Raw genomic sequence first — 17,637 nt, forward strand, 5'->3', positions numbered from 1 at the left:
AACTCATTAGGAGGGATATTATGGCACAGCCGGTTACGAAAAAACAAGTCATGAAGCTGGTGGGTAAAAATATCGTTGCAGTAAAAAAAGACGGCTCCAAGGTGATGGGCAAGTTACTCCGTGTTTCGGGCAACCGTCTTGTTCTACAGCGTATCAGTGGTAAAAAAGTACAAACCAAAGCATTGATTCCGCTTGTATTGTTTGATTTGCTGGCTATAGGTACGGCTCCATATGGCTATGGCGGTGGAGGCTATGGCTATGGCGGTGCCCCTTATGGAGGCGGTTATGGCTATGGCCCAGGGCCTGTTCCAGGTCCTTACGGCGGTTATGGTCCAGGTCCCGCTTATGGTGTTCCACCTATTGGATTCTTTTAAGCTGTAGAACGGCCTGAGTTCATCAGATGAACTGTTTTTCAAGCTCATAACAGTAGTTTTGCGGTTGATAACGGGCTACGCTGTAGCCCAGTTTTTCATAAAAGGCAAGGCCGGCTGTATTCCCGGTATCCACAGAGACCTTGGCCCGCCGGCATGCGCGTGATAGTGCAAACCGCTCCGCTCTATCCATCAGCATATTCCCGTAACGCCTACGCCTTGCATTAGGCGCAATGGCGAGCATATCGATATATAACAAATCTCCATGCAGCATAAAGTGTACGAACCCCAGCGGATCACTCTCATAGTCAGGACAAGCCACGAGAGTAACGCCTTGCCCCAGACGGCGGGGCAGATCTTTTCTGACCTGATTGATAATCGTCTGTGGAAGATGGGATAGCGGGACAAGCTGCTTTTCAATCAAGTCAAAAATGACGGTGTCATCCTGCTTGGGTCTGCGGTAACGAATCATAAAATGCCCCCTTTCCACGCATTGTCGTACATCATATGCCCTGCCTGGTGTGGGCGTTCCGGTAAGGGTAGAACAACATTTTGTGAAGAATTTAATATATATCCGCAAGATGGGTATTGACTTACCGTGTGAGGAAATCATATAATGTGTCTAAACATTTTAACGAACATACATGTATCGGCGATGAAGAGGACGAAGTTTTAAGGGCTCTTTTGTTCAGAGAGTGAGAGGAACTGCTGCAACCTCCACCAAAATCCCTTATATACGAGCTCACCTCGGAGCTGTTTCCCTGAAAGGTCCATCAGCAAGAGCGGTGGAATTATTAGGGGGAATCGTTTGGTCCGCGTTAGGGACTTCAGGTTACAGAGATTTGGGCCCTGCCTACATCGATGGATTTTTGTATCCTGATAAGGCATTTCATCGTGAGATGTAATGCAAACATGGGTGGTACCACGGAAGCTAAACCTTTCGTCCCTCACGCGCTTATTCTGCGCGTGGGAGGCGAGAGGTTTTTTTGTTGAATAGGGAGGATTTACAGCCTGTTCGTCAATATTAAATGTTGTATAAAAGACGTCCTGTCATTTGAATAATGAATGTGAACAATCGAAGGGAGGAATACTGATGAGCGCGCAATTACCGGAAGAAGTGCGGTCTATAGAGCAGTTACGTGAGAAATGGAAAAATCCTGAGGTGATTACAGGTTCCGAAGTCCTGCTGCGCAGTCTAGTACTGGAAGGTGTGGATACTGTATTCGGATATCCGGGCGGGGCTGTACTCTATATCTATGATGCTCTTTATGGATTCGATGATTTCAAACATATTCTGACACGCCATGAGCAGGGAGCGATTCATGCAGCTGACGGATATGCCAGAGCGAGCGGCAAAGCAGGCGTATGTATCGCCACTTCAGGCCCGGGGGCAACTAATCTGGTAACAGGAATTGCTACTGCATTCATGGACTCTGTTCCGCTGGTGGTAATCACCGGGAACGTATTCTCCAGCCTGATCGGCACAGATGCTTTTCAGGAAGCGGATATTACCGGCATAACGATGCCGATTACGAAGCACAGCTATCTGGTACGGGATGTTGAAGACCTGCCGCGAATTATTCATGAGGCCTTCCATATCGCGAATACGGGGCGCAAGGGTCCGGTACTGATTGATATTCCGAAGGATGTATCTGCTGCTAAGACATTGTTCACGCCGGTTCAGCAGCAAGGCGTTAACCTTCGCGGCTACAACCCGCGCACTGTGCCTAACAAGCTTCAGCTTGATAAGCTGGTGAAGGCCATTGCTGCTGCAGAGCGTCCGATCATTATTGCAGGCGGCGGGGTCATTTACTCCGGAGCGCATGAAGCGATGTATGAATTCGTGAAGCGTACAGAAATTCCTATTACTACAACACTGCTGGGTCTGGGCTGTTATCCGAGTGCGGAGGATCTGTGGATGGGAATGCCGGGCATGCACGGTACCTATACAGCGAACAATGCGATTCAACAATGCGATCTGCTAATTAATATTGGTGCCCGGTTTGATGACCGTGTAACCGGTAAGCTGGATGGTTTCGCTCCCAAAGCCAAGATTGTTCATATCGACATCGATCCGGCGGAGATCGGCAAGAATGTATCGCCTGATATTCCAATCGTTGGCGATGTCAAAACCGTGCTGGAAATGCTGAATCCTGATGTTAAGCGGGCCGCGAATGCGGATGCCTGGAGAACGCAAATCGCCCAGTGGAAGCTGGATCAGCCGCTGCGTTATAAAGATTCAGAGTCAGAGCTGAAACCGCAATGGGTAATTCAAATGATTAATGACACCACTAAAGGCGAGGCAATTGTTACTACTGACGTAGGACAGCACCAGATGTGGGCTGCACAATATTACAAATTCAATCACCCGCGCGCATGGATTACTTCAGGTGGTCTTGGTACAATGGGCTTCGGCTTCCCTGCGGCAATCGGAGCGCAAATGGCACATCCGGAGCGGCTGGTAGTCTCCATTAATGGTGACGGCGGCATGCAGATGTGTTCACAGGAACTTGCGATTTGTGCGATTAATAAGATTCCGGTCAAAATCGTTGTAATCAACAATCAGGTACTGGGAATGGTCCGGCAATGGCAGAATCTCATCTATGAGAAGCGTTACAGCTATACCGATCTTGCCGGCAGTCCGGATTTTGTGAAATTGGCTGAAGCTTACGGAGTTAAGGGTCTGCGGGCTACGAATAAAGAGGAAGCCGGAGCTGCGTGGAAAGAAGCCCTGGAAACACCTGGACCCGTCCTGGTAGAATTCGTTGTCCCTAAAGACGAGAATGTCTACCCGATGGTAACCCAAGGGTCAACCATTGATCAAATGCTGATGGGGGATGAATAGCGGTGATGAGACATACGATTTCCGTGCTTGTAAATGACCAGCCAGGTGTGCTGCAGCGGGTATCCGGACTGTTCGGCCGCCGGGGGTTCAATATTGAGAGTATAACTGTAGGCCAGTCTGAAGAGATTGGGCTGTCCCGGATGGTTATCGTTACTCTTGGAGACCAGCATACGCTTGAGCAGATTGAGAAGCAGCTCTACAAGCTGATCGATGTCATCAAGGTTATTGATCTTGGCTCCAAGCCCATGGTTGCCCGTGAGCTGGCGTTGATTAAGGTCAAGGCTGATCCGGCTGAACGGCCTGAGATTATGGGTGTTGTCGAAACCTTCCGGGCCTCGGTAGTGGATATCGGAACAACAAGCTTACTAGTACAGGTGGTTGGAGAGACCCAGAAAATTGATGCTATGATTGAGCTGCTGAAGCCTTATGGCATTAAGGAACTGTCACGAACAGGTGTAACGGCGATGATCCGCGGTAATGCGTGATCGTCACAATTTACAGCTTTAACGAATTACTGCTTGCTTGCATTAATTTATTAAGATATGGTTAGGCTTTCCCGCGAAAGAGCGGGGGCTTGAGGAGCACGGCAATGCATAGGTAAGGAAACACCGCGCTCTTGAAGCACCCGCTCTTTACGATGGGTCCAAATTAAAGGAGGATATTGACAATGGCAGTTACAACGTACTATGAACAGGATGCAGAACTTAGCGTATTAAAAGGAAAGACAATTGCAGTAATCGGGTACGGAAGCCAAGGGCATGCTCAGGCACAGAACTTGCGTGACAGTGGACTTCAGGTTGTCATCGGCCTGCGTGAAGGCAAATCTTTTGAAACTGCCAAGAATGACGGTTTTGAAGTATTGTCTGTAGCAGAAGCAGTATCCCGTGCAGATGTAGTGCAGATTCTCATGCCGGACGAAACACAGGCATCCGTATATAAGAATGAAATTGAACCGAACCTGAAGAACGGCGCGGCTCTGATGTTCTCCCATGGCTTTAACGTACATTTTGGTCAAATCGTTGCTCCTAAGGATGCAGACGTGCTGCTGGTAGCACCTAAGTCTCCGGGCCACATGGTTCGCCGTACTTATGTTGAAGGCTTCGGAGTTCCCGGCCTGATCGCCATTGAACAGGACGCAACCGGTAATGCCAAGGCGATCGGACTTGCATATGCCAAAGGTATCGGCTGTACCCGTGCAGGAGTTATCGAAACTTCCTTCCGCGAAGAAACAGAAACAGATTTGTTCGGTGAACAAGCTGTCCTCTGCGGCGGTGTATCTGCACTGATCAAAGCCGGATTCGAAACACTGACAGAAGCCGGTTATGCTCCTGAGATGGCTTACTTCGAGTGTCTGCATGAAATGAAATTGATCGTGGACCTGGTGTATGAAGGCGGACTTGCCACTATGCGCGATTCCATCAGTAACACAGCTGAATACGGTGATTATGTAACCGGACCACGCATCATCACGGATGAAACCAAAAAAGCAATGAAAGAAGTGCTGTCCGATATTCAACAAGGTAAATTCGCCCGCGACTTTATCCTTGAGAACCAATCCGGCCGTGCCTTCCTGACAGCTACCCGCCGCAACGAAGCCGCTCATCCGGTAGAAGTGGTAGGAAGCCAGCTGCGTGAAATGATGCACTGGATTAAGAAATAGGACATATACTTAAGACTACATGAACCATAGGTGATTCTCAGATGCGGCCGTAATTTTGCGAGCCGCATTTGGGGATTTATGGACAATTTGCAGGAGGTGCTCAGCATGCGGAAAATATATGTGTTCGACACGACGCTGCGTGACGGAGAGCAGTCACCGGGTGTGAACCTCAACACGCGCGAGAAGGTGGAAATCGCCTATCAGCTGGAGAAGCTGGGAATTGACCGGATGGAAGCCGGATTCCCTGCGGCATCGCCCGGAGATCTGGCTGCGGTTAACGCAGTGGCCAGAGCCGTGAAGAACGTCACTTTGATTGGCCTCTCCCGTTCCAGAGAGAGTGATATCGATGCGGTTAAGGAAGCGCTGCAGGGAGCACAGGATCCTTGTATTCATATTTTCCTTGCTACATCACCGATTCACCGCCAGCACAAGCTCCGTATGGATAAAGCACAGGTACTGGAAACTGCGCAGTCGGCTATCCGTTATGCCAAGAAATATTTCCCCAAGCTGGAGTTCTCTTTGGAGGATGCCGGCCGGACAGAACGTGACTTCATGGCTGAAATGGTGTCGATGGCGATCCGTGAAGGGGCCAATGTGGTGAACATTCCTGATACTGTGGGCTATCTGAATCCTTCGGAATACGGAGCGATTTTCAAATTCCTGAAGGATACGGTGCCGGATATCGAACGGGTACAGCTCAGTGCACATTGTCATAATGATCTGGGGATGGCTACCGCCAATACGCTTGCTGCCATTCAGAATGGCGCGGATCAGATCGAAGGGACCATTAACGGCATTGGTGAGCGGGCAGGAAATACGGCTATTGAAGAGGTAGCGCTGGCGCTGGAGACCCGCAGCGAATTTTTTGACGCCAAAACTTCACTGGTCCTGTCGGAAATATCCCGTACCAGCCGCTTGGTCAGCAAGCTGACCGGGATGGTAGTGCCCGGGAATAAGGCCATCGTCGGGGCCAACGCCTTCGCGCATGAATCTGGTATTCATCAGGATGGCATGCTGAAGGAGAAGACCACCTACGAGATCATGACACCTGAAACGATCGGCCTCAAAGAAAGTAAGCTGGTGCTGGGCAAGCACTCCGGACGCCATGCCTTCCGCGACAAGCTCAGTGATCTGGGCTATGACGTCCCGGAGGAAGAGCTGAATGCCGCTTTTGCCAAGTTCAAGGATCTGGCGGACAAGAAGAAGGAAGTCTCGGATGAGGATATTCTGGCTCTTCTGGAAGAGAAGCTGATCGATACACCGGAGACCTTCAGCCTGCAGACAATATATGTGACTTATGGTAATGAAGCTACGCCAACGGCCAAAGTTATTATTAACGGGCAGGAGCCGCAGCCGATTGTGGCAGTTGCCGAGGGTAATGGTTCCGTAGACGCGATCTATAACGCCATTGATCAGGCTACTGGTGAGGAAGTCACCTTGGGCGACTATTCGATTAAGGCAGTCAGCAGAGGTAAAGACGCACAGGGTGAGGTTCATGTTGTGCTGTCCCAAGGCGAGATCGCAGCGCAGGGCCGCGGACTCAGTACCGATATCCTGGAAGCGAGTGCCAGAGCCTATCTGGATGCACTGAACAAGCTGATTGAGAAGCGTAAGACGCTGCTCCCGGCCGACCAAGCCAGCCTGTAAAACGGTATATATAGAAGCTTTCCACTAAAGTAAAACCTGAGTTTAAGCCATTGGGCCAGCAGAACATTCTGCTGGCCCAATGGCTTTTTTGTTTTTCTTAGGGGGATTTATGAGTTTATCAGCCGTTTGTCAGTGATTTATCAGTGACTTTAGTTACAATTTATCTTGTCATAATCACACCTTTTGGCACTTTCTTTGTCAATACTAAGCGGTTTATAGGAAATTGGAGTGAGAAATGGAGAAATTACTTAGCTGTTCAGAAATTGTTCATGTCACTGCTCTAATGTCTTATCTGATCATTCCACGACTGATGTAAGAACAAATTATACATATGAAAGAGGGAGAGGTCTTGAGATTAATGAAAAAGAAAAAATGGGCACTGGGGCTTGGAATAATACTGTTCGTAACATCATTCGCTAATGCAATGGGTTTCTTCACCAATGTCAATGCGGATGCAATGAACACAGAAATTACCGAAGATATTGTTAAAACTGTAACACTCTCGGTATACGAAAATGGGACGCAGGTTACGGATAGTGTGTACAAGCTGGATTCTATGGTTAAGCTGAATTTGACTTATGAGCTTCCGGATGCAAAGTATGACGAAGGCGCTACGTACACGTACACCCTTCCTTCCCAATTAAAAATTAATCAAACGTACTCCGGTACGCTGGTTAATAGTGAATTCGCTAATGGAATTGGTACTTATACTGTAGGTGCAGATAATAAAGTCGTATTTGTTTTTAATGAAAATATTGAAGGGCTAATGGATATAAAAGGCACTTTTTGGGTTGAATCCACCCTAAGCTCAACTACAGTTACCGGCAGCACAACGCAGGTGCTCCATTTTCCGATAGCGGGAAATGCCAATAACTCAATTACACTCCAGGTTCAACCCAGTAACGGCAAAGCTATCACCAAAACCGGAACACCCATGCCGCAAAAATATAATGCCAGCAGTATTGACTGGACGGTTGATGTAAATACGCTTTTGAACAAACTTGATAATGCTGTAATTACGGACCCCATGCAGACAGGCTTGGAGCTGGACCCGGCTTCTATTGCTGTATATGCCTTGACGGTGGATGTTAAAGGAAACTTAACCCTTGGCGGGCAGGTCAGTTCTGCACTCTATGACACGACCGCAAGCGATCTGACCAAATTGGATCTGAGATTCAATAATTCAATAAATGAAGCCTACCGGATAAAGTTTACTACCAAGAACATAAGTACTACAGAGCAAACAAAGTTTAATAATACAGCTACACTGACTGCTAATGGCTCACCTCAAACTGCCTCTGCAGAGGTTAATATTAACTTGGGCAAAACGCTGGAAAAATCATCTTTGGGTTATAATTCAACTTCAGAGGAAATTACTTGGCAAATCAAATATAACTATAATGAAAAGGTAATAACAGCGGATAAAGCTGTTCTAACCGATACTTTCGACATCACTCAGGATTATGTTGCCGGATCAATGGAAATTTATAAAGTAAAGCTGGATCAAAACGGAAACGGTACGGATGATGGCGCAAAGTTGATATTAGGTACGGACTATACCGTAACCCAACTGGCTGACACTACTTCCAAAGCTGGGTTTGAGCTTAAATTCATTAACGACATACAGTCTGCCTACCGGATTGTATACAAAACAAAGGTAGCAGACCGCGTCTATACTACCGGGAATGTTACGAATACAGTCACCTATAACGGGGTGCCCGTAACAGCTACGACTTCGCTTACCCAACGTGTTTTAACTAAACAATCACCGTCAAACATAGATTATTGGAACAAAACCGTTAAATGGACGATTAAAATTAATGAAGACAAAAAAACAATGACCAATCTGGTATTGACTGATAAATTCGGAAATGCCGGATTGCAGCTGATCGGGAAGCCGGTTATTTCTCCTGCGCTGGTTGAGGGTACCGATTATGAGATTACCAATCTGGGAAATAGTGACTTCAAAACAAATGATGGTTTCGAAATTAAATTTTTAAAACCCATCACTCAGGCGTATACGATCACTTACAGTACCAATTTCGATTATTACAAGCTGAAAACTAACGCAACTACTTTCACTAACACTGCCTCGGTTGTATGGCAAGAGAAGGCTGTTGGCACACCAGCACAGACGTCCTCAGCTACTTTTGATCCGAACGTTAAAGTCAAGAATAATGGATTCAAGGAAGGCTCGTACGATACAGCCAGCAAGAGAACCACCTGGAAAGTTGGAGCCAATTATAACAAAAGAGAACTGGCTGCAGGTGCAGAACTAGTTGACACGTTTCCGGCAAGCCAACAGATGGCTGGAGGAGATACTGGGACTGTAGAGGTATATGAGTTAAATTACAATGCAAGTGGAAATCCTGAACAGGGAGATCCTGTGAGTCCTGCTGATTATGATGCAAGTGTAACTGCCGATGGACTTCAGCTGAAGGTTAAATTTAAGAAAGCTATTAATTATGCCTTTTATGTAGTTTTCAAAACAGAATTTATAGCAGGAGATGTTAGCGAGGGGACTCTCACCAATAAAGCCACCTTGTATAATGCGCAGGGCACGGCAGTCTCGGGAGTGCTCCAGAATTCCCCCCTCACTATACCGAATGGTGGACAATATGTAACTAAAACAGGTGTGGTTGATAGTTCAGATCAAACGTTAATAAATTGGACGATGACCATTAACGCTAACCAATCCGCAGTGAGCAATGCAGAGATTGTAGATACTCCGAGTACCAATCAGGTGTTATTGCCTGCAAGTTTTCAGGTCTTTAATACTACAGTTAACGCGGCTGGAACAGTTGCTGAGACTGGCACGAAATTAGTTCAGGGTACAGATTATACGCTCCAATTCACCACAAACCCAAGCGGGGTAGACATCTTTAAGCTGGCGTTTACGAACTCCATTACCAAACCCTATATTCTCAAGTATCAGTCTGTTATTACAGCAGTAGGAACTGTAGCTGTAACCAATAATGTTGCATTTAGCGGAATGGGTGCCAAGCAGGTAAGTAAACCTTTTCCATTCACCCAAAGCTTCACCATTGTTGATACCGGAGGTACGGGCAGCGGTGTGAAAGGCTCGCTTAAGGTGCTGAAAACAAATGCAGACCAAACTAAAAATCTCCAGGGTGCTGAGTTCTCCCTGGGTCGTATTGTAGGTACAGAACTGAAGGATACAGTGAAAGCAACCAGTGATTCAGCTGGCAATCTGGAGTTCACTAATTTGCGGGCCGGTAAATATGTTCTAAAGGAAACAAAGGCACCCACCGGATATGCACTGGATACTACAGCGCGGACAGTAACCATTAATTCTTCTACACCTGTTCTGCTGACCGTTACGAATGATTATAACGGCTCGCTCAAGCTGACTAAGGTTGCCCAGGATGATTCGTCCAAAAAACTTGCAGGTGCAGAGTTTGAACTGTATGATGCAGCAAATAAATTGGTAGGAACGGGAACTACCGATGCAAACGGCGTAGTGATTTTTACGAAATTAATGGGAGGAAGCTACACATACAAAGAAACTAAAGCACCGGCTGGATATAAGCTTAATGGTAATAGTGTTCCCGTAACTATTGATCCGGCTCAACAAAATGCTGTGACGGTTACTAATGAAGCACTTCAAGGTTCGCTTAAACTAATAAAGGTAGATAAAGATGATGCAACGAAGAAGCTTGCAGGAGCAAAGTTTGAGTTATACAATTCCAGCAATACTCTAGTGGCAACATCTACTACCAATGCCAGCGGGGAAATTGTATTCAGTAATTTGAAGTTCGGAACCTACTCCTATCAGGAAACTGCTGCTCCGGCCGGATATGAACTGGATTCAACAAAGCAGAGCGTTACGATCGACTCGGATGTGCAGAAGGCTCTGGAACCGATCAAGAATACAGCAACTCTGGGCTCGCTCAAGCTGGTTAAGGTAGATGCAGCTGACAGTACGAAGAAGCTTGCCGGAGCGAAGTTCGAGTTGTACAATTCCAGCAATGCCATGGTGGCAGCGGCAACTACTAACGCCAGTGGTGAAATTATATTCGATAATCTAAAGGTTGGAGCATATACCCTGGAGGAAACCAAGGCTCCGGCCGGATATGATTTGGATTCCACGGTGCGCAACATCACAATTAGTTCGAAAGTACAGCAGGTGCTGGCTCCAATTACGAATAAAGAAACCTTGGGTTCGCTCAAGCTTGTTAAGGTAGATGCGGCGGACGGAACGAAGAAGCTTGCCGGAGCGAAGTTCGAGCTGTACGATTCCAGCGATGCTCTGGTGGCAACGGCGACTACCAGTGCCAATGGTGAAATAGTATTCAATGATTTGAAGCTTGGAGACTATACACTGAAGGAGACCGGAGCTCCAACCGGGTATGAATTGGATGGAACGGTGCGTAATGTCAAGATTGATTCGAAAGTACAGCAGATTCTGCCGTCAATCCCCAATAAAGCAACCACAGGCTCACTTAAGCTTATAAAGGTGGATGCAGCGGACGGAACGAAGAAGCTCTCAGGAGCAAAGTTCGAATTATACAATTCCAGCAATGCTGTGGTTGCGGCAGGGACTACCAATGCCAATGGTGAAATTGTATTCGATGATTTGAAGCTTGGAACGTACACACTGGAGGAAGTCAAGGCTCCGGCCGGATATGATCTGGATGGAGCGGTGCGTACTATCAAGATTGATTCAAAGGATCAGCTGGTGCTGGACCCAATCAAGAACACCAAAACCTTGGGCTCACTCAAGATAAGTAAGGTAGATTATAATAATGTGAATAAGAGGCTTGCCGGAGCAGAGTTCAGACTCACGAGTACCAGCACAAATGTGGCGGTAACGCGTGTTACGAATAACGATGGTGAAATTGAATTCACAGATCTGAATCTTGGGGACTATACCCTGGTGGAAACCAAGGCCCCCTACGGATATGATTTGGATGCAAGGGTACGCAATGTCAAAATTACTTCGAAGGATCAGCTTGTTCTGACCCCGATTACGAATATAGAAACCATCGGCTCGATTAAGTTTGTTAAGGTCGATGCAACTGACGCGACGAAAAAGCTTGCCGGAGCAGAGTTCAAGCTCACGAATTCCAGCAAGATTGTTGTAGCAACGAAAACTACCAATGCGAACGGTGAAATTGTGTTCGATGATTTGAAGCTGGGCACGTACACGCTGGAAGAAACAAAGGCTCCGGCCGGGTATGAATTGGATTCAACGCCGAAGGACGTCACAATCACTGTGAAGGCCCAGCAGGTGCTGGCACCGATTAAGAACGTGGAAACACTGGGTTCACTTAAGCTCATCAAGGTAGACGCTGCTGACGCGACGAAAAAGCTTGCCGGAGCAGAGTTCAAGCTCACAAATTCCAGCAAGATTGTTGTAGCAACGAAAACTACCAATGCGAATGGTGAAATTGTGTTCGATGATTTGAAGCTGGGTACGTACACACTGGAGGAAACCAAAGCTCCGGCCGGATATGATCTTGATGGGACAGTGCATAACATCACAATCAGCGGGAAGGCCCAGCAGGTGCTGGCACCGATTAAGAACGTGGAAACACTGGGTTCACTTAAGCTCATCAAGGTAGACGCTGCTGATGACACGAAAAAGCTTGCCGGAGCAGAGTTCAAGCTCACAAATTCCAGCAAGATTGTGGTAGCAACGAAAACTACCAATGCGAACGGTGAAATTGTATTCGATGATTTGAAGCTGGGCACGTACACGCTGGAAGAAACCAAGGCACCAGCCGGGTATGAATTAGATTCAACGCCGAAGGACGTCACAATCACTGTGAAAGCCCAGCAGATGCTGGCACCAATCACGAACCAAGAGACCTTGGGTTCAATCAAGCTCGTTAAGATCGCCGAAGGTAACGCAGCGAGAAAGCTCGCCGGGGCTGAGTTTAAGCTTTATGATTCCAGCAAGAGCGTAGTGGCAACTGGGATTACCAACGTGAATGGTGAGATTGAATTTAAGGATTTGAAGCTTGGAGTATACACATTGCAGGAAACCGTGGCTCCAACCGGCTATTATTTGGATTCAACGGAGCGCAGCATCATCATTGATTCGAAGGTACAAAAGGTGCTGGCCCCAATTACGAATAAAGACATACCGGCACCGACAGGAGCACCCGGAACGAACCCGGTGGTTACTCCAACACCTACTCCGGTTAGTACGGTAACGCCAGGTGTAACTAGTACACCAGGTCCTTCCGCAACAGGAGTACCTGGCGTGACGTTTACACCGGGACCTACACCAATAGCGACCTTAAGTCCTACTGCACCTGCAGTAAGCAGCGCACCGACGCCACAGGCTACGTCAGCAACGACTGTTGAGGATATTCCAATCGATGGGGAGATTCCGCTGGGCGGCATTCCAAGCATTAGTGTGGAACCGTCACATGGTACAGTAGTCATTACACCAGACGGCAAATGGACTTATACTCCTGATCCGGGATACACCGGAAAGGATAAGTTCACCATTACTGTAACGGATGAAGACGGCAATGATCAGGATATCATTATTGAGGTGGGTGTTGACGAGGTGCCGACAGGTACGGTAACTGATACAACCTCCGGTGAAGATGGCCTGCCTGGAGATCTCCCTAAGACAGGGGAAGAAAGCCCGCTCCCATTGTATCTGATGGGTGGGGGACTGATCGTTCTGGGGATTATCCTGGCACGCAGATTCAAGACACGCAATAAACCGGAGTAATCAGAGATAGCATAAATAAGGTTATACTGGTATACAGACAACCCGCCCGAAGCAAATGCTACGGGCGGGTTGTCTTGTTCTTATATTCAGCAGAAGAATAAGATTAATTCACAGACTTCTGAAATTATGCTGCTTCCATTCCTCGTACCAGCGGGTTATATTTGCCGGCAGGCCGATTCCCAGTTCCCCGTTCCAAAGAGCTGTCATCGTGTTATATTGCTCCTCGACCCCGGAGCGTTCACCGATGATATCATACGTTTTCATAAGTCCGAAATATCCCTGTTCGAAGTAAGGCTGAAGACGGACAATACGCTGATATATCGTAACAGCCTCCGGGAGTTTGCTGGTCTCTATATAGAACGCTGCCAGACTCAGCGCATGATGCAGCCAGATCGTCCGGAGCCGCTGACGTTCACTCTCAGCCCACAAATAATCGTAGTCGGCCAAATAATCACCAGTGTAGAAATCCAGCAGACGCTGATGCTCTTGAATATTGCCTGCGCTGACCGGCTCCAGAGTAAGAAGGCCTTTCTCCCATTCGTAGCTGTCAATTAAAGCGCCCCCGGTCTCCAGGGTATAGCCTTCTCCGCCGCTGACATTATTGATGGGGAGATCGATTTCTCCCTGCTTCAAGCACTGCCTTACCTGATAAATGGTAGTGTACAGGTGGGTTGAGGCTTTTTTGAGATTGAAATCAGGCCACAGGAGATCGATCAGGCTGTCCTTGCTGACAAACCGGTTACGGTTATGAAAAAGATAAGCAAACAGCTCCTGGGCTTTCGAGGTACGCCAGCGAATATTGCTTAGCGGCTGTCCGCCGCGCTCGAAACGCAGGGACTGGAGGCTGCGGATCATGATTTGATGATCTGTAATTTTATTGTCGGGCTCCAGCTCGATCCGTTCCTCCAGACGCTGAATAGTCTTCACCAGCCTGCTTCTGCTTACCGGCTTCAATACATAATCTAGTGCGTTTAGCTCAAAAGCATCTACAGCGTAGTTATTGTATGCAGTCACAAATATGATTTTGGCACGGGGGCAAAGATTCTGCAGGATTTCACCAGCTTGAACTCCATTCATCTCGGGCATATCAATATCCAGGAAAATAACTTCCGGGTCCAGCTCCGGTGCTGCTTTTACCGCTTCATAAGGGTCTGTAAAGGCGGCAAGGATCTGTACTGACGTTAATTCTTCAAGCATGAGCTGAAGTTTTATAAGTGCAAGACGTTCATCATCCACTAGCATAGCTCGAATCATTTCTGTCCACCGCTTTCCTTATCTTTATCACTGAAACGCATACCATCCTCTTAAGGAGGAGCAGCCGTTTCTATTTGTATGCTGCCTAGCCATGATGATAAATGAATTCGACAAGAAAAAGGAATTCCCTTTCTGTAGAGGATAAGCCCCATGTAGGATATAGTAAAGTAAAATAGACTGCAAAAATTATTTTTTAAAAATTTCGCATGTCCTGCAGGGGGATCAGCCTGCCCGGCGTCTAACGTTATGTAACTGAAGGAGGGAAGAATTACTTGGAAGAGACGGAGTGGATTACTGCTGTGCTCAGCGGAGAGCATCAGGCCTTCGGGCACCTGGTGACACGCTATCAGGGCATGGTATACAGTGTATGCATCAAAATCACAGGAGAAGCCGAGTCGGCCAAGGATATGGCCCAGGAAGTCTTCATCAAGGCCTATAAGGCTCTTCCCTCCTTCAGAGGACAGTCTTCATTCTCCACATGGCTGTACCGGATTGCTTACCGGACCTGTCTGGACTGGAAACGGGCCAATGACCGGGAATGGCGGCACCGGAGCACTGCGGACTACACGGAGAATGATTGGGTGACTTCGCAAACGCCTGAGCAGGCGGCGCTCCGCAAGGAAGCCTCCCAGGAGCTGGGTGAGAATTTGAACAGTCTGACAGAGCCGTACCGGTCGGTTGTGCAGCTGTACTATTTTCAGCGACACTCGTATCAGGAGATTGCCGATCAGAAAGGGATTTCGGTCAAAACGGTTGAATCGCAGCTGTATCGGGCCAGACAGATGATGCGCAAAAGCGGGGAGGAATGGCGATGAATTGTGCAACAGTAAAAGAATGGATGCCGCATTATATCGATGGCCAGCTACCGCCTGAGGCGCAGCAGACAATCCGCCTGCATGCCGAGTCCTGTCCCGACTGCGCGCAATGGCTGGAAGAGGCACGCGGTCTCGCGGCGCTGTGGAATGAGATGGAAGCCGGGCTGGACGGCCTTGGCCAGGAAGCAATGCAGCCTATGGACTTCCCTGATCTTACAGCGGATGTGATGGCTAAGATTGACCGTATGGAGAATGGCCGCAGGGAACGGGTGATTAAAGCAACGATGTCCAGACGGCGTACCGCCCCGGGAACCTCCTGGATGCATTATGGCGTTGCCGTGGGGCTGACTTTTCTCCTGCTGCAGTTCGGTGTGTTCGAACACCTTGCCTACGGCATTACCGAAATTAATGGGCAAATGTCCACTTCAGTCAGCGCCTGGTTCGGCCCTCAAGGCAAATAATCCAACAATCCGCAGGGGCTATTCCGGCTAATTCATACTAATTAAAACCTGCGTACGATAGAAGCAGCTTTGCTGCAAAGAAGATTTCGAAGAAGCGGATGTTCCGCAAAACTCAGCAGATGCTTTCGAAGCAGTTTTGCTGTAAAGAGAGTTCGAAGAAGCGGATGTTCCGCAAAACTTTTAGGAGGGTATTATATGATTAAGAAAAGACGCTGGCTCACTTTTCTCCTGGCGATGGTTCCGGGACTGGGCCATATGTATTTAGGCTTTAAAAAACTGGGTCTTGAGTATATGCTTGGAGCATCGCTGTGTATTATGTTCATTCCGTCGATGCCCACCGTATTTCCGTTCGCGCTGGCAGCACTCTGGTTCTATCAACTATTCGATGCGCTGCAAAAAGCGGCCTGGATGAAGCTCTCTGCGGCTGAGCATGAGCGGATGATGTTCCATCCGGACAGCTTCGGGGCACCTTGGACTATGGGAATGCCGGCACCTCCGGTGTATCCGCATGATGATGTTAATCCGGTATGGGTAGGCATAGGCTGTGTCATAGCGGGTATTATGCTAATGCTCATTACGGTATTTCCAACCCTCTGGAGAATACTCAATGACATGAACATCGGGGCGATCGTGCTGTCTCTTGCCTTGATCGGATATGGACTGAGAATGCTGAAGAACAATTCTAAAGTATAGTGAAATGGGGAAATGAATTATGGGGAGATGGAAAATCGGCAGCTTTACCGCCGCAATAGGCTGCATTGTGATTGGGGTCATTGTAGTACTTGCCCAGTACGATGTAATCACTTACGAGGCGCTGGGCTATATCTGGCCGGCACTGCTTATTCTGTTCGGGCTGGAGATGCTGCTTAGGCTCTTCATTAAATCGGATGTCAAGAGCCGTGTTAGCGGCTGGGCGATTGTGCTGATTATCGTGCTTGTCGCGGCAAGCGGGGCACAGACGGTGCTGGCCGGCGGCTCGCTGAGCAGTATCTTGGGCAATACAACGCTTGTCCCGGTAAGCGGGACGGTAGAAGTGAATCAGGAAATTAAGAATGTACGGATTGAATTGCCTGACGGCAAGGTTAAGATTGAAGGCGTACAAGGAAACACCCTGGAATATGAAGGAAAGCTGGAGCTGCCGGGCAATACGGACAGTGAAGCAGCAAGCGCACTAGAGCGTAAATGGAAAGTGACGACCGAAGGCGACACGCTTGTCATGGAGCTGGAAGGAGATTCCGGCTGGCTCGCGAACATCCAGTTCGGAATTAATGTCAAAGCTCCTTACCTTAATGTTAGCATTCCGCAGAATTTAGCCGCCCAGGTAGAGACCAGCGACGGATCCATCGAAGCTGCCGGTCTGACAGCAGGCATGGATGTGGACACCAGCAACGGGACAATGGATATCCATGATATTACCGGAGGCGTGGAGGCTCACACCAGCAATGGTACAGTAACCGTGCAGAATATACAGGGTAAAGTGGAGCTGGTCAGCTCGAACGGGGCGATTACACTGGGCAATATCGACGGCTCCTTATCTGCCAAGAGCAGCAACGGCAAGATTACGGTCAATTCTGCGGTGACAGGCGACTGGGAGCTGAAATCCAGCAATGGCAAGATTATAGTGGGCCTGCCGGCTGTTACGGATGCGACAATCCATGCGGATACGAGCAATGGTTCGCTTAAAGGGAATGTTACCTGGGACGGCGATGATGACAATGGAACAGCCGTGCTTGGCAGCGGAACCCATGAAGTTACATTGTCCACCAGCAATGGTTCTGTGACGGTGGACACCGCACAATAAATTGCACAAAGAGCTGTTTACCGGATAATTGCCGGTGAACAGCTCTTTCTATGACCTGGTATAGAACAGAA

12 protein-coding genes are annotated in these 17,637 nt (G+C 48.2%); 10 read left to right on the forward strand and 2 right to left on the reverse strand.

Features of this window, described 5'->3' with window-relative positions; translation table 11 throughout:
* Window positions 1-20 precede the first annotated feature (20 nt).
* The gene (locus P40081_RS07505; RefSeq protein WP_042134485.1) at window positions 21-374 is read left to right on the forward strand and encodes a hypothetical protein; all 354 of its coding nucleotides are present in this window, start codon (window positions 21-23) and stop codon (window positions 372-374) included.
* A gap of 22 nt (window positions 375-396) precedes the next feature.
* On the opposite strand, the gene P40081_RS07510 is transcribed toward P40081_RS07505, so the two are convergent.
* Window positions 397-843: a GNAT family N-acetyltransferase gene (locus P40081_RS07510; RefSeq protein WP_039301506.1), complete on the reverse strand. Its 447-nt coding sequence runs from the start codon at window positions 841-843 to the stop codon at window positions 397-399.
* A gap of 621 nt (window positions 844-1,464) precedes the next feature.
* On the opposite strand from P40081_RS07510, the gene ilvB reads away from it, so the two are divergent.
* From ilvB to P40081_RS07535, 5 genes are all read left to right on the forward strand, one after another.
* Window positions 1,465-3,216, forward strand: coding sequence for a biosynthetic-type acetolactate synthase large subunit (ilvB, locus tag P40081_RS07515; protein ID WP_042134486.1), 1,752 nt, complete (start codon window positions 1,465-1,467; stop codon window positions 3,214-3,216).
* Window positions 3,217-3,221: 5 nt separating this feature from the next.
* Window positions 3,222-3,701, forward strand: coding sequence for an acetolactate synthase small subunit (ilvN, locus tag P40081_RS07520; RefSeq protein ID WP_039301592.1), 480 nt, complete (start codon window positions 3,222-3,224; stop codon window positions 3,699-3,701).
* 182 nt (window positions 3,702-3,883) lie between these two features.
* The gene (ilvC, locus tag P40081_RS07525; RefSeq protein ID WP_039301500.1) at window positions 3,884-4,876 is read left to right on the forward strand and encodes a ketol-acid reductoisomerase; all 993 of its coding nucleotides are present in this window, start codon (window positions 3,884-3,886) and stop codon (window positions 4,874-4,876) included.
* 105 nt (window positions 4,877-4,981) lie between these two features.
* Window positions 4,982-6,523 (forward strand): 2-isopropylmalate synthase, encoded by a 1,542-nt coding sequence (locus P40081_RS07530; protein ID WP_039301498.1) that lies wholly within the window; start codon window positions 4,982-4,984, stop codon window positions 6,521-6,523.
* Between the two features lie 358 nt (window positions 6,524-6,881).
* A complete protein-coding gene (locus P40081_RS07535) occupies window positions 6,882-13,235 on the forward strand; it encodes a SpaA isopeptide-forming pilin-related protein (protein ID WP_042134487.1) in 6,354 nt (2,117 codons plus the stop codon).
* 108 nt (window positions 13,236-13,343) lie between these two features.
* Here the strand turns inward: P40081_RS07535 and P40081_RS07540 are convergent, their stop codons facing one another.
* On the reverse strand, window positions 13,344-14,489 hold the full coding sequence (locus P40081_RS07540; protein WP_081969863.1) for a response regulator: 1,146 nt from the start codon (window positions 14,487-14,489) through the stop codon (window positions 13,344-13,346).
* Between the two features lie 272 nt (window positions 14,490-14,761).
* Here P40081_RS07540 and P40081_RS07545 point away from each other — a divergent pair, with 272 nt between their 5' ends.
* From P40081_RS07545 to P40081_RS07560, 4 genes are all read left to right on the forward strand, one after another.
* Window positions 14,762-15,304 (forward strand): RNA polymerase sigma factor, encoded by a 543-nt coding sequence (locus P40081_RS07545; RefSeq protein WP_042134488.1) that lies wholly within the window; start codon window positions 14,762-14,764, stop codon window positions 15,302-15,304.
* Window positions 15,301-15,765 (forward strand): zf-HC2 domain-containing protein, encoded by a 465-nt coding sequence (locus P40081_RS07550; RefSeq protein WP_042134489.1) that lies wholly within the window; start codon window positions 15,301-15,303, stop codon window positions 15,763-15,765. The genes P40081_RS07545 and P40081_RS07550 overlap by 4 nt, the downstream gene beginning before the upstream one ends.
* A gap of 195 nt (window positions 15,766-15,960) precedes the next feature.
* On the forward strand, window positions 15,961-16,458 hold the full coding sequence (locus P40081_RS07555) for a hypothetical protein (RefSeq protein WP_039301491.1): 498 nt from the start codon (window positions 15,961-15,963) through the stop codon (window positions 16,456-16,458).
* A 19-nt stretch (window positions 16,459-16,477) separates the two neighbouring features.
* The gene (locus P40081_RS07560; RefSeq protein WP_042134490.1) at window positions 16,478-17,566 is read left to right on the forward strand and encodes a DUF4097 family beta strand repeat-containing protein; all 1,089 of its coding nucleotides are present in this window, start codon (window positions 16,478-16,480) and stop codon (window positions 17,564-17,566) included.
* Window positions 17,567-17,637 lie beyond the last annotated feature (71 nt).

The sequence above is a fragment of the Paenibacillus sp. FSL P4-0081 genome (assembly GCF_000758565.1).
In the GTDB taxonomy this organism is placed as follows: Bacteria; Bacillota; Bacilli; order Paenibacillales; family Paenibacillaceae; genus Paenibacillus_AQ; species Paenibacillus_AQ phytohabitans.